Source organism: Streptomyces virginiae (assembly GCF_040638905.1).
In the GTDB taxonomy this organism is placed as follows: domain Bacteria; phylum Actinomycetota; class Actinomycetes; order Streptomycetales; family Streptomycetaceae; genus Streptomyces; species Streptomyces virginiae_B.
Genome location: NZ_JBEZYV010000001.1, coordinates 51,639 through 64,701 on the forward strand (window position 1 = coordinate 51,639; position 13,063 = coordinate 64,701).

10 protein-coding genes are annotated in these 13,063 nt (G+C 72.7%); 3 read left to right on the forward strand and 7 right to left on the reverse strand.

The window, feature by feature from the left end; genetic code table 11:
• Positions 1-7: 7 nt before the first annotated feature.
• The 5 genes from AB0F82_RS00290 to AB0F82_RS00310 form a co-directional block, all read right to left on the reverse strand.
• Positions 8-3,379: an aminotransferase class I/II-fold pyridoxal phosphate-dependent enzyme gene (locus AB0F82_RS00290; protein ID WP_362623368.1), complete on the reverse strand. Its 3,372-nt coding sequence runs from the start codon at positions 3,377-3,379 to the stop codon at positions 8-10.
• The gene (locus tag AB0F82_RS00295; protein WP_356813261.1) at positions 3,376-4,317 is read right to left on the reverse strand and encodes an NAD-dependent epimerase/dehydratase family protein; all 942 of its coding nucleotides are present in this window, start codon (positions 4,315-4,317) and stop codon (positions 3,376-3,378) included. The genes AB0F82_RS00290 and AB0F82_RS00295 overlap by 4 nt, the downstream gene beginning before the upstream one ends.
• Before the next feature lie 116 nt (positions 4,318-4,433).
• The gene (locus tag AB0F82_RS00300) at positions 4,434-5,318 is read right to left on the reverse strand and encodes a geranyl diphosphate 2-C-methyltransferase (RefSeq protein WP_362622081.1); all 885 of its coding nucleotides are present in this window, start codon (positions 5,316-5,318) and stop codon (positions 4,434-4,436) included.
• Positions 5,319-5,332: 14 nt separating this feature from the next.
• On the reverse strand, positions 5,333-6,703 hold the full coding sequence (locus AB0F82_RS00305; protein ID WP_362622084.1) for a family 2 encapsulin nanocompartment cargo protein terpene cyclase: 1,371 nt from the start codon (positions 6,701-6,703) through the stop codon (positions 5,333-5,335).
• An 89-nt stretch (positions 6,704-6,792) separates the two neighbouring features.
• On the reverse strand, positions 6,793-8,205 hold the full coding sequence (locus tag AB0F82_RS00310; protein ID WP_362622086.1) for a family 2B encapsulin nanocompartment shell protein: 1,413 nt from the start codon (positions 8,203-8,205) through the stop codon (positions 6,793-6,795).
• 321 nt (positions 8,206-8,526) lie between these two features.
• Here AB0F82_RS00310 and AB0F82_RS00315 point away from each other — a divergent pair, with 321 nt between their 5' ends.
• Positions 8,527-8,982 carry a hypothetical protein gene (locus AB0F82_RS00315; protein ID WP_362622089.1) on the forward strand — a complete coding sequence of 152 codons (456 nt, stop codon included), beginning with the start codon at positions 8,527-8,529 and terminating at the stop codon, positions 8,980-8,982.
• Between the two features lie 136 nt (positions 8,983-9,118).
• Here AB0F82_RS00315 and AB0F82_RS00320 read toward each other — a convergent pair whose 3' ends face one another.
• On the reverse strand, positions 9,119-9,700 hold the full coding sequence (locus AB0F82_RS00320; RefSeq protein ID WP_362622092.1) for a TetR family transcriptional regulator: 582 nt from the start codon (positions 9,698-9,700) through the stop codon (positions 9,119-9,121).
• 100 nt (positions 9,701-9,800) lie between these two features.
• Here AB0F82_RS00320 and AB0F82_RS00325 point away from each other — a divergent pair, with 100 nt between their 5' ends.
• A complete protein-coding gene (locus tag AB0F82_RS00325; protein ID WP_362622095.1) occupies positions 9,801-10,784 on the forward strand; it encodes an aldo/keto reductase in 984 nt (327 codons plus the stop codon).
• Positions 10,785-10,928: 144 nt separating this feature from the next.
• Here the strand turns inward: AB0F82_RS00325 and AB0F82_RS00330 are convergent, their stop codons facing one another.
• The gene (locus tag AB0F82_RS00330) at positions 10,929-12,002 is read right to left on the reverse strand and encodes an alpha/beta hydrolase family protein (RefSeq protein WP_362622098.1); all 1,074 of its coding nucleotides are present in this window, start codon (positions 12,000-12,002) and stop codon (positions 10,929-10,931) included.
• A gap of 84 nt (positions 12,003-12,086) precedes the next feature.
• Here AB0F82_RS00330 and AB0F82_RS00335 point away from each other — a divergent pair, with 84 nt between their 5' ends.
• On the forward strand, positions 12,087-13,049 hold the full coding sequence (locus AB0F82_RS00335) for an ArsR/SmtB family transcription factor (protein WP_362622101.1): 963 nt from the start codon (positions 12,087-12,089) through the stop codon (positions 13,047-13,049).
• Positions 13,050-13,063 lie beyond the last annotated feature (14 nt).

The window sequence follows — 13,063 nt, forward strand, 5'->3', positions numbered from 1 at the left end:
GGCCCGGTCAGGCACCGGCGGACGCCGTCACCTCCTCGGCCACTGCGGCGACCGCCCGGCGGATGTCGTCCTCCCGGTGCTCGCACGTGAGGAAGAACCGCAGTCTCGACAGCCCCTCCTCGACGGCGGGATGGAAGATCGGATCGGCGATCACCCCGCGGGCGAACAGCCGGTCGGCGACGTGCAGGGTGCGCGTCGAGTCGCCGAGGAGGACCGGCACGATCGGGGTGTTCGCACTGGAGCCGGTCGCCAGACCGGCTGCGGCGGCCAGACGGAGGAACAGTGCGGCGTTGCGTCTGAGTGCGCGTACGCGGTGGGGCTCCGCGGCGATCAGCTCGGTGGCGGCCAGGGCCGCGGCCGCGTTGGCCGGGGTGAGTCCCACGCTGTAGACGAAGCCGGGGAGGGTGTGCCGCAGCCACCGGACCGTACGGGCCGTTCCGCCGAGGTAACCACCGCAGCTGGCGAAGGACTTGGAGAGGGTGCCCATCCACAGGTCCACGTCGGACCGGTCTACGCCGAAGAACTCCCCGACTCCACGGCCGTGTTCGCCCACGGTGCCGATGCTGTGCGCCTCGTCGACCATCAGCAGGGCGCCGTACCGCTTCTTCAGCTCGATGACGGCGGGCAGGTCTGCCAGGTCGCCGTCCATGCTGTACGCGCCCTCGACGACGATCAACACCCGGCGGAAGCGGGACCGGTTGAGGCGCAGCAGGTGTTCCAGACCGTCGGCGTCGTTGTGGGCGAACGGACGTCGCGCCGCTCCGGACAGGGCGCAGCCCTGCAGGATGCTGTCGTGGGCCAGCGCGTCGTGCAGGACCAGGTCTCCCGCGCCGACGAGGTGCCCGATCGCGGTGACGTTGGTGGCGTGGCCGCTGACCAGCGTGAGGCAGTCCTCCACGCCGAGGAAATCGGCCAGGGCGCCTTCGAGCCGGACCGTGAGCTCCCGCTCGCCCGAGAGGACGCGGCTCGCGGAGACCGAGGTCCCGTACCGCTCCACGGCCCGGTGGACGGCTTCGTTGACCGCCGGATGGCCCGAGATGCCGAGGTAGTTGTAGCTCCCGAAGGACAGGTACGAGCGGTCGCCGATCACGGTGGTGTCGCGGATGGTGCCCTCGTGGACGCGGAAGTACGGAAAGGCGGCGCCACCGGCGGTGACCGTGCCCAGGCGCTGCTCGAAGACGGTGACTTCCGGGAATGCGTCGACGCTCGCGGCATCGGCGCGCCATTCGGCCGTCCGTGCCCCGTGGGACTGCGGCCGGACGGGGGCGGCCGGCCCCGCACGGTCCGGATCGAGCAGCGCGATCAGCCCGCCGACGGTGAGTTCGGGTGCGAACAGGTCCTCGGAGCGGAAGCCGGGCGCGTGCTTGCCGATGTTGACCGCCAGTTCCTGGAGCATGAGGGAGTCGAAGCCGAGGCCGGCCACCAGCGTCATGTCCTCGCTGAGGTCCGCGAGGGGGAACACCCCGGTGCGCGACACCTCCGCCAGCACGAGGGACGCGGTGTCCTGGCCGGGAGCGGCGGAAGCGCCGGACACGGCGGGCGCGGCCGGCTCGGCGGAGGCGGCCGGCTCGACCGGTGCGCGTTCGGTCGCGGGGCCCACGGGGAGCTCCGCCACCTCCCGTGCCGCATCGTCCACGACCCAGTGGCGGCGCGGGGCGAGCGGGCTCGGCGGCAGGGTGCACGGCGGTGTGCGTCCGGCCGCGGGGGGTCCGGCGGCCGTCGCCACGGACTCTCCGGCATTCCCGGCCTCCAGCGCCGAGGCCGCCGCGGTCAGCCGGGCGGCGGCGTCGGCGCTGTCCCGCGCCACCAGGGCGAGGCGCTCCGTCAAGGGGGCGCGGCGGGCCAGGGTGTCCGCCACCCGGGCCAGCGGCGGCCCGTCCTCGGCGATGGTCCGCGCCACGTCCCTGGCGTACCGGGCCAGACCGGTCCGGTCCCGGGCGGTGAGGACCAGCTCGTACGGCCCCTCGGCCGGTGCCCGCGCCGCGGGCGGCTCGGGGCACTCCTCCACGACCATGTGGACGCCGGTACCGCCGAAGCCGAAGGCACTCACGCCCGCACGGCGGGGCAGGCCGCTCCCGGACCACGGGACCGGTGCCGTCGCGACGGTCAGCCGCGCGGCGTCGAGGGCGGCGGTGTCGGCGAGGCCGAACTCCGGCTGTGGCGGGATCACACCCCGCTGCACGGCCAGGACCGTCTTGATGAGTCCGGCCAGTCCTGCGGAGTTGAGCGAGTGCCCGACGACCGCCTTGACCGCGCCGAGGTGGGCGGGAGCGGCGTCCGCACCGCGCAGTTCGCCCAGGACCGCGAGCTCGACGGGGTCGCCGACGGTGGTACCGGTGCCGTGCGCCTCCAGGTAGCCCACGGCGCCAGGGGACAGGTCCGCGTCGCGGTAGGCCCGGCGCAGGGCCCTGAGCTGGCCGCCCGCCCGGGGGTGCAGTCCGCCCTGCACGGTCCCGTCGTTGGCCGTGCCCACGCCGCGGATCACCGCGTAGACGCGGTCGCCGGCTGCCCGGGCGTCGGACAGGGGCCGCAGCACCAGGACGCCGGCGCCCTCCCCCAGTACGAAGCCGTCGGCCTCGGCGCCGAAGGGCAGGCATCTGCCGCTGCGCGAGATGGCGCCTATCCGGCACAGCCCCACCAGCAGGTCCGGGGCGAGGATCAGCTGGGCGCCACCGGCGATCGCGATGCGGGAGCGGCCCGCGCGCAGCGCGTGGACCGCGTTGGCGACGGCCATGAGCCCGCCGGAGCACGCCGAGTCCAGGGCGTAGCTCTCGCCGTGCAGGTCGAAGACCGAACTGATCGTGTTGGGTCCCATGTTGAGGAGCAGGCCGGCGACGGACGTACCGTGCAGGCCGTGGACCGCGCGTACGGTCTCCTGCCAGCCGGGATCCGCCGCCGGGGCTCCGAACTCGCCGCCGGCCAGCTGGCGCATCCGTATCCGCATGGTGCTCAGTTCGCGGTAGCCGCTCTCGGTGAGGGCGGTGATGACCGAGGTCTCCTCGCGGTCGAAGCCGTCGGCCTCCCATCCCGCGTCCTGGATCGCCTCGCGGGCGAGGTCGATGAGCAGCCGGTGCTGGGGGTCCATCGCGGCGGCCCGGCGCGGCGGTATCCCGTAGTGCGCGGCGTCGAAGTCGCCCACGTCCGCAAGCAGCGCCATGGTGTCGGTGTAGGCGGACGAGGTGTCGCGGAAGTCGTCGGTGAGGAAGGCGGCGCTGCGCCAGCGCGAGTCCGGGACGGTGGAGAACTGTGCCCGCGGGGCCGTCAGGAGCCGCCAGTACTCGTTGGGGTTCCGGGCTCCCGGGAACCGGCAGGCCATGCCCACGACCGCTATCGCCTCGCGCCCCTGCAGCGGGGGCCGGGCCCCTGTCACGGAGGTCATCGGGTGGTGGTCGGGTGTGCGCGCCACCAGTCGAGCGTGGCCTTGACCTGTTCGTCGACGGGGGTGGCGCGCACCGCGAACGCGGCCTCGTAGGCGCTCGAATCGACGACGAAGGGACGGTCGAACTGGTAGCGGATCTCCTTGAGTTCGCGCATCAGCGGGGAGAACAGACCCGCGAGGCCGAGTACTGCCGGCGGGATCCTGCGCACCACCGCCGGCCCGGTTCCCGCGCCGGCGGCCAGCAGGTCCGCCATTTCCCTCACGGAGTGCGCGGGTCGGGTCGGGACGTGCCAGGGGCGTCCCCAGGCCCGCTCCTCGCCGGCGACCTCGGCCATCGCCGCCGCCACGTCGGGGAGGTAGGTCCAGCTGTGCGGTGCGTCCGGGTCACCGAGCGTGGAGACCGGCCTGCCGCGCAGCAGCGCCGGCACGACCCGTCCGGCGAGGTGCCCGCCGTCGGTGACGCCGGGGCCGAAGAAGTCGCAGGCCCGCACCTCGACCGCCCTGATGCGGCCCTGTTCGTGCAGTGTCCGCGCCTGTTCCCACGCGGCGGCGCGTACGCGGCCCTTGGGGCCGGTCGCCGCGAGGGGCAGCCCTTCGGTCATGGGGCCGTCCACCGGCCCGTAGCCGTAGAGGTTGCCCAGCATGACCAGGACGGCCCCGGTGGCCTCGGCCGCGGCGCAGGCCGAGGCGGCGAGCGGCGGCCATTCGCGCACCCAGCGGTGGTAGGGCGGCGCGGCACAGTGGTGGATCGCCGTCGCGCCCCGGGCGGCGGCGGTCAGCCGCTCCCGGTCGGCCGCGTCGAGCGCGAGGTGCTCGATCCCCGGTTCCGGGTCTCTGCCCGACCTGGTGACGACGCGTACGGAATGTCCCTGCTCGGCCAGCAAACGGGCGGTGGCGGCGCCCGCGGGCCCGAAACCCATGACGACATGAAGACTCACGGGCGCACAGTAGCGCGAGACCTGATCGATCTCTTACGAGTTTGGCCAGTACAAGACAACCTCTGACATGCGGCGGCCGGGCCCGTCCGCACGGGCCCGGCCTCCTTCGCCCGGCGTCAGACGCGGTCGGCCGCGATCAGGACGTACTGGAAGGAGCCGTCCTTGTAGGAGTTGATGAACGCCTCCTCGATACCCGTGACCAGGGACGACGTCGCACGCAGCTCCCAGTAGGGCAGGGTTTCGGGGGTCAGGTCGATGACGGCCTGCGGGACGAGGCGGTTGTCGGCCATGGCGCGCATGTACTCGCGGCGGGAGTGGATGTTGCACTCGAAGTGCGCGTTGATCTGGGAGACCCACTTCGAAGGCTGGCCGTAACGCGGGTTCCAGCAACCGGTGATGGTCACGTAGCGGCCGCCGACCGCGAGGACGCGGGAGTGTTCGGCGAACAGGTCGTGCAGGTCGACATACATGCTCGACTCGTTGTTCCACGAGGCGGCGGCCTGCCCGGTCTCGAACGGCGTGTTGAGCATGTTGCAGACGCGGGCGCGGACGGAGTCCTCGATGCCCAGCTCGCGGGCGCGCTGGTTCGCGAAGTCGGCCTGCTTGGCGGACAGGGTGACGCCCTCGACCTTGCACCCGAACCGCTGGTGGGCCATCACCATCGAACCGCCGCGGCCGCAGCCGGCGTCCACGAGCGTGTCGCCGCGCCCGATGCTGCCGAGGTGGCTCAGCAGGACGTCCGCCTGCGCGGACTCCAGGCGGTGGAGCTCGGCGATCAGCTTCTTCTCGTATGCGCTGTCCTCGGTGTCCCCGAGGGCGGCGTGGTCGATGTCACCGATGCCGTAGTGGTGGTGGTACAGGCCGTCGACATCGCCGAGGCGCAGGTTCACCGGCCGTGCCTCGTGGTCCCAGTAGCGGGCGATGTCGCCCTGGTAGGGCGTCGCCGGGGCGGGAATGAAGGCCGAGGTGGCGGCGGCAACGGTGAGATCGGTGCTAGTCACGAACAAGTCCATCCTTACCAGAAGTCGGGCAGGCTGTAGCGGTAGGTGTTGGTCTGGTGCCAGTAGTGGTTGCCGTCGACCCAGACGGCCACGCCCCGGAGGAAGCGCACCACGCGTGGATCGGGGCAGGAGACGGCCAGTTCCGCGGCCGCGGCCTCGAAGGCGTGCATGAGGTCGTTGTGGACCTCGACGGCCTTCAGGTAGGCCTCCTTGTCGGAGAGGCCCTCCCGTTGGGCGATGACCACCGGCAGGTTCAGGTGCATGCCGGGGCTTTCGAGCTCCTTGGTGTAGGAGTAGAGGTCGTTGGAGATGGTGGTGGCGTTGCCCGCCAGCGCGATCACCCGTTGCATGGCGGGCATCGCGTGCAGCTCGGGCGGGAGTTCGTAGCCGCCCACGGTGTCGGTGATGGTGGGGCAGGGGCGGAAGTTGTTGAACTGGCGCATCGCCAGGTACTCGGACACCTCCGGGACGTACTTCGTCTCGGCCCAGGCGGCCTCGGCGAGGTACCCCATGTGGAGCCGGGCCATGTCGTGCCGGAACCGGTCGGCCTGCGACGGCGTCGCCGCCCGAGTGAAGTACTCCATGGCCGAGCGGTAGGAGCGCCGGGGCGCGTCCGAGAGAAGTGTTCGCGCCCACTTCGGCTCGTACTCCGCCGTGGTGTGGACGGGGTCGAGTGCGGTGTGCGCCAGCAGAAGCCTTCCGCCCAGTCCGACCGGCGAACCTCCGTGGTCCTCGCAGTAGCAGTCGTCGACCACGTTCTCGGCGACCATCAGCCTGGTGGCGATCATCAGGTGGTCGACAGTCGGGGCGTCCGGGTGGCAGGCGACCATGTAGCGGCCGACGGAGAAGCCGTCGAACTGGTCCTCCCACTCCGGTGGGTACGCCTCCACCTCGTCCACCGCCCAGCGCTTGATCCGGCGGCTGACCTCCGCCACGCGGGCTGGGTCGGGCTCCGGGACCGGGTGGTGGTACAGGCCGGGGATCGGCCGGCCCTCCGCCGCCGGCGGGGGCGCGGGCGCCTCGGGTGCCGGCGCGGTGGGCGGGGCCTGACGGGGGGTGAAGAACAGCCCCTCGGTGCCCACGCCGCTGGGGCCACGCATGATCCGCTCCAGGGCGGGGTTCGGTGTGGCCGTCGCGGCGGCGGCCACCCGAGCCGGCTCCGCGACCAGGTCGCCGCCCGGTCCTTTGCCCGGTACGGGCGGCGCATCGGGGGCGAGGGGGGAAGGCCGGGCGGCCGCCGGCCCGAAGGGCAGTGCGGGCCCGGTCGGCAGCGCGGGCTTGCCTACGGTGACGGCGTCGGCCCCGCGGCCGTGGCCGTGGGCCTCGAAGCGGGCCGCGGCGGCAGGCGGGCTCGACTGCGCAGGGGAAGGCCCGGGAACGGGCATCCGTGGCTCCTAGGTGAGGTGGGCTGTCCCGGATCCCGGGCACGTGCGGCCGGGATCCGGGAGGGTCCGGGCTGACGGCGGCCGGGCCGTCAGTCGCGCCGGCGGCCGATCTGGACGTTCTCCATCACGCCGAGGGCGTCGGGCACCAGGATGGCTGCGGAGTAGTAGGTGGTGACCAGGTACGAGATGATCGCCTGCTCGCTGATGCCCATGAAGCGCACGGACAGGCCCGGCTCGTACTCCTCGGGCAGCCCGGTCTGGTGCAGGCCGATGACGCCCTGGTTGTCCTCGCCCGTGCGCATGGCGAGGATGGAGCTCGTGTTCTCCTTGCTGATGGGGATCTTGCTGCAGGGGAGGATCGGGACCCCCCGCCAGGCCGGGACCTGCTGGCCGCCGAGGTCGACGTGGTCCGGGTAGAGCCCGCGGGCGTTGAACTCGCGCCCGATCGCCGCGATCGTCCTGGGGTGGGCGAAGAAGAACTTGGTGCCGCGGCGGCGGCAGAGCAGTTCGTCCATGTCGTCCGGGGTGGGCGGGCCGGAGTGGGTCTGGATGCGCTGCTTGAAGTCGGCGTTGTGGAGCAGGCCGAACTCCCGGTTGTTGACGAGTTCGTACTCCTGGCGCTCGCGCAGCGCCTCGATGGTGAGCCTGAGCTGTTCCTCGGTCTGGTTGTGCGGCCCGTTGTAGAGGTCGGCGACGCGCGTGTGGACGCGCAGTACGGTCTGGGCGATGGAGAGTTCGTACTCGCGCGGCTTGAGTTCGTAGTCGACGAAGGTGCCGGGGAGCTCGGCCTCGCCGGTGTGGCCGGCGGACAAAGCGATCTCGGCTTCGCCGTGCTTGTTCTGCCGCTGGTCCGGTAGCGAGCCGAACCGCTCGATGTGGGCGCGGAGGTTCGGTGCCGCGTCGAGGACGGCGGCGAAGTCGGCGCGGGAGAGGGTCAGCAGGGTGCCGGAGGTCTCGGCGGTGGCTGTGCAGTCGGCGGTCGCGTCGGGGTCCAGCAGCGCGTTCTCGCCGAAGCGGTCACCGTCGGCCAGTACCGCGACGGCGATCTCGTCGCCGTACTTGCCGACGGAGGTCTGGTTGACGCGGCCGTGGGCGATGAGGTGGATCCGCTCGGCGGGGGCGCCCCGCTCGATGAGTACCTCACCGGCGCGGAAGTCGCGCTGGACGCAGCGGTCGGCGAGCGTGGCCAGTACCTGCTCGTCCTCGAAGCCGCGCAGCATGGCGAGTTCGCCGAGTTCGCGGGGGATCACCCGGACGGTGGCCCCGTCCTGGACGAACTCGATGCGGCCGTCGCCGACGGTGTAGGTCAGGCGGCGGTTGACGCGGTAGGTACCGCCCTTGGTCTCCACCCAGGGGAGCGTCCTCAGGAGCCACCGGGAGGTGATCTCCTGCATCTGGGGGGCGGACTTGGTCGTGGTGGCAAGGTTGCGGGCGGCCGCCGTGCCCAGACTCGTCTGCCGGGTCGGCTCCAGCTGGGCCTCCGGGCTGGTGTCCACGGTCATCGCGCAGGCCTTTCCTTCGTGCGGGCGGTGATCAGCGCATGCGGGCGCACGTCACCAGTGAAAGAAGAAAAATAGGGTGAATACCCGGGCAATCCCTCTAGATCCGGAAGCACAGTAACCGTCCGTGAACTCGTTCCCCCACCAGAAGGGAAGGGGATTACCTCGAACCGGTGATCTCCAGCGGCGTCGTGTTTGATCATGGTCTGGGCGGTTCCGGACACGTGCGTCGTGCGCTTTCCGCCAGAGCCGCGTCGCACGGCCAACTTCCGTGTGGATGCGGCCGGTTCCGTGGCGCGCGCGGCGGCGGCTTACGCTGTCGCCGTGACGGACGACGAGGACCTGATACTCACGGAGGCGCTGGGCGCGGCGGGAGCCGCCGGCGGTGGCTCCGGCGGCCGGTTCGGCGCGAAGTTCGCGGCCCGGCGGCTGAAGAAGAACGTGCACGAGGTCGAGCTGGCGCTGGGCGGTGTCCCGCCGGCCGAGGCCGCCGCCCACGCCGCCGACGTCCTCCTGCGCCTGGGGACCCCGGTGCGCACGGCCGGTGGGGAGCGCCCCGGCGACGTACGGGTCGTCCGGGCCCTCGTCGGCGGCGGGTTCGGGAACATGAACCCGGTCCTGGTCACCGTGACGCTGACGGGCACCGGACCGGGGGCCACCGCGGTCCGCGTCCGCGGCGCCGCGAAGGAGGGGCTGATCAAGCAGCGGGCGGGCGAGAAGACCGCCCGGCACGTGGCCGAACTGCTGGCCCAGCGTCCCTCCGCTCCGCCGGCGCGCTGACCGGACCCCTGGAGCGGGTCCGGATCCCCGGCCGCGCCCCTCGCGGCACCGACGCCACGCGGCGCGGACGACACGGACGGCGCGGGCGGCACGGACGGCGCGGGCGGCACGGACGGCGCGGGCCGCGGCGCCGGTGTCAGGAGGTCGCGGGTGCCGTGAGCCGGCGGACGGACTCGATCACGGCCGCGCGGTGGGCGGCCAGACGGCCGGCGGTCCAGGCGGTGCCCGTGGCTCCCGCCGCCGGGCCGCCCACCGCTCCGAACCAGGCCTGCGAGATGCCGATCACCAGCGTCAGCACGTCCGCGGGGGCGATGCCCGCGTCGATGCGGCCCGCTTCCTGCGCCTGCCGCACGGCCTCGATCTTGCCCTCGTAGGATGCGGCCTCCGCGCCCGTGGACCCGGGGCGCTCCAGCTGCTTCCACAGCACGAGCCGCATCAGCTCGGGCCGCTCGACGAGGTGGTCGAAGACGGCGCCCGCGTAGCCGGGCAGGTCGTCGACGTCGAAGGGGACGGATTCCGAGCCGGTCTCCAAGGCCCGCTGGAGCACGGCGTCGAAGAGCTGCTCCTTGTTGCCGTAGTAGACGTAGATGAGCCGCTTGTTCGCCTGCGCGGCCTCGGCGATGCGGTCGACGCGCGCTCCGGCGATGCCGTACGTCGCGAACTCGGAGAAGGCCGCGTCGAGCAGGCGCGCCTTGGTCGCGTGGGAATCCCGTGCCATGCCCGCAGCCTAGCAAGTAACTATCCAGTTATTGACAACTGGCACCGACGCGTCGCAGACTCTATCTATCCGGTTAGTTACTTTCTTCGAGGAGCACACCATGGAGATGCGCGCACTGGGCCGCCAGGGCCTGGAGGTGGGGGCCGAGGGCCTCGGGCTGATGGGCATGAGCGCCCACTACGGCGCCACCGACGAGACCGAGTCCCTCGCCACGATCGACCGCGCCCTGGAGCTCGGCGTCACCCTTCTCGACACCGCCGAGGGCTACGGCCCCTTCCGCAACGAGCAGCTGCTCGGCAAGGCCCTGTCCGGCCGCCGCGAGGCGGCCGTGGTGGCCACGAAGACCGGGGTCGAGTTCACCGACGAGGGCGCCTTGCTCGGCCACAACGCGAGCCCCGAGTACATCCGGCGGTCGGCCGACCGCTCCCTGCGCCACCTGGGCACCGACCACATCGACCTCTACTACCTGCACCGCGTCGACCCGAACGTGCCGATCGAGGAGAGCGTCGGGGCCCTGGCCGAGCTGGTCGAGGCCGGCAAGGTCCGCCACATCGGCCTGTGCGAGGTCTCCCCCGCCACGATCGCCCGCGCCCACGCCGTGCACCCGCTGGCCGCGGTACAGACCGAGTACAGCCTGTTCGAGCGCGGCATCGAGCACGACGGCGTGCTCGACACCCTCCGCGAACTGGGGATCGGGCTCGTCGCATACTCCCCGCTCGGCCGCGGGTTCCTCTCCGGTGCCATCACCAGCCCCGACGACTTCGCGGCGGACGACTTCCGCCGCACCGACCCGCGGTTCCAGGGCGAGAACTTCCACCGGAACCTGGCCGTCGTGGACCAGGTGCGCCGGCTCGCCGCCGAGAAGGGCGTGACGCCCTCGCAGCTCGCCCTCGCCTGGACCCTCCACCAGGGCGCGGTGCCCATCCCGGGCACCAAGCGCCGCCGCTACCTGGAGGAGAACGTCGCCGCCACCGCCGTGACGATCACCCCGGCCGAACTGGCCGCGATCGACGCCGTGGCCCCGCACGGCGTGGCCTCCGGCGACCGCTACGCCCCCGAGCTGATGGCCTCCCTGAACGGCTGACCGGCCCGGGGGCCGGACCCCTCGTCACGCTGCCGACGCCGGCCGGGAAGCAGGCGAACCGTCGTCATCCGATCGTTCGACGACGGACGGCCGACGGCCGTCGTGCGGCCGCAGCAGGCCACCGCCCGCCGCCTCACGGGCCGGCTACGACAGGTGGCGGGCGAAGAAGGCCCCCACCCGGGCCCGTACCTCATCGAGCGTCACCACCGGGTCGCCGGTGCCGATGAGCGCCGCACGCGCTGTCGCCGTCACCAGACCGGCGTCCTGGAGCCGCGCGACGAGCGGGCCGTAGTCGGTGAACGCCCAGTGGTTCGCGGCGGCGAGCAACACGCGGCGGCCGGGAAGACTCTCCCAGGAAGACTCGATTCGGCCGCCGCCCACGAATCCGTCGGTGCGCAACAGCAGCATCGGCCGTTCGGATCCGACCGGCGTCGGGTACAGGTCGAGGTAGCCCTCCAGGTTCGCCACCGCCCCGACCCGGGGGTCGCGGAGGGCCGCGTACACCGCTGCCGTGCCGCCCGCGGAGTGCCCGTACAACCCGATCCGACAGGAGTCCATGACCGGGGCGAGCGGCAGGTCACCGAGCCGGTCCAGGACCAGGCGCAGATCGGCGATCCGAGTGTCCACCATGGTGCGGAAGGTCGCCGGATCCGGCGGTCCGATCAGGACCGTCGTTCGCATGCCGGTCGGCAGTTCCACTTGGGAAGCGTCACCGGGGTGGTCGACCAGGACGACCACCCGGCCGTGGCTCGCCAGGTCCTCTGCGAGGGTGCTGCCGAGCGTCCGGGCGTCACCGCCGCCGGGTGAGTACACCAGCACGGGCCGCCGCCCGGGCAGCGGCGGCGCGCCCACATACCCGTGGGTGAGGACCTCGCCCCAGTCCACCGCCCCCGGCTCGGGCAGCCCCGGACGAACGAGCGGCGCGTACGCGGCGAACACCTCGGCCTCTTCCGGGGTGAGCTGCGGGGCGCGGGAGAAGCCGCGCACCGATCGGGCCGGATACAGAACGGTCAGCATCAACTCCCGCACACCGCCCACCCACGGGTCGGTTCGGGAGGGGTCCGTCAGATGGACCCTGCGCATGCCTACGGGGTACGGGCCGGCAGGCGCGTGCAGCCGGAGGATCGAGCCGCCGCCGACGGCGGACGCAGCCGTGGGCAGCAGGGCGGCGGCACTGGCGAACAGGGTGCCTTTCACAAGAGTGCGTCGAGAAGTCATATGTGCATCCTTGGGGCGGGGCCGTCACGGTGCGAAGGTTCAGGCCCTGGCCGAAAGGCCTGCCCGGAACGAGGAGTTGTGAGGGTGCTGCGAATCCACTTCACCGCAGCGGACATCGTCCGCATCCGCTTCGCACCCCGTCCGGCGCCGCTCCAGGAGCTGCACGCCGCCCTGACGACAGCCGTGGCCCGGCGAGGCGGTCCGCTGTTCGCACAGTGGGGCGGCCGTGTCCTGCGCTCTCTCCCGGCCGCCGCTGGCGCGCTCGCCGACCTGGTGCCGGCGGGCCGCCCGCCCTCCTTCCTCGACGTCCTCGGCGACACCATGGCCGACGGCTTCGGAAAGATCCGCACCGCCGGCCCCGGCGTCGTCCGCTCCGAGCTGGAACGGGTCTACGGGTCGATGGCTGCCCCCCGCTGGATCCGCGGCCTGCACGCGGGCGACGAGACGGCCTGGCGCACCCTGCACCGCGCCCAGCAAGCGGCGTACGAGACGGTCCTCGCCCCGGTCTGGCCCGTCGTGCAGGACCTGCACCGCGCGGAGTTCACCCGCTACGCCCTGACGGTGGCGGAGCACGGCGTGGCCGCCGCGCTGACCGCCCTGGCCCCGGGCAGCCGGTTCCATGAGGGCGTGTGGAGATGGCCCGGCGCAGCACCGGCCCGCGATGTCTGCCTCTACGGGCGCGGCCTGGTTCTCCTGCCCACCTTCCACCCGGAGGGCCCACTCCTTCAGGACGTCCCTGGCCGGTCCGCCGTCCTGACGTACCCGGCCGGTCCCGGCCTCCCGCCCACGGCGGGGCGCGCGGTCGTCCAGGTCGAGGCCCTGGCCGCCGTTCTGGGCCGCACCCGGCTCGACGCCCTGCGCCTCCTCGCCGAGCCTCACACCACGACGTCCCTGGCCCGCGCCCTCCGCGTCAGCAACGCGACGGCCTCCTCCCACGCGGCGGCGCTCAGATCGGCGGGCTTGGCGACGACGACCCGTACGGGCCGCTCAGTCACCCACCGGCGCACGGCCCTCGGCACTCTGGTCGCGGGTGCCGGGCCGCCGTAGTCCGCCAGCGGCGG

Excerpts from the sequence above, each read along its gene's own strand:
- AB0F82_RS00310 (WP_362622086.1), bottom strand. The coding sequence starts at position 8,205 with ATGACCGTGGACACCAGCCCGGAGGCCCAGCTGGAGCCGACCCGGCAG.
- AB0F82_RS00290 (WP_362623368.1), bottom strand. The coding sequence starts at position 3,379 with ATGACCTCCGTGACAGGGGCCCGGCCCCCGCTGCAGGGGCGCGAGGCG.
- AB0F82_RS00305 (WP_362622084.1), bottom strand. The coding sequence starts at position 6,703 with ATGCCCGTTCCCGGGCCTTCCCCTGCGCAGTCGAGCCCGCCTGCCGCC.
- AB0F82_RS00325 (WP_362622095.1), top strand. The coding sequence starts at position 9,801 with ATGGAGATGCGCGCACTGGGCCGCCAGGGCCTGGAGGTGGGGGCCGAG.
- AB0F82_RS00330 (WP_362622098.1), bottom strand. The coding sequence starts at position 12,002 with ATGACTTCTCGACGCACTCTTGTGAAAGGCACCCTGTTCGCCAGTGCC.
- AB0F82_RS00320 (WP_362622092.1), bottom strand. The coding sequence starts at position 9,700 with ATGGCACGGGATTCCCACGCGACCAAGGCGCGCCTGCTCGACGCGGCC.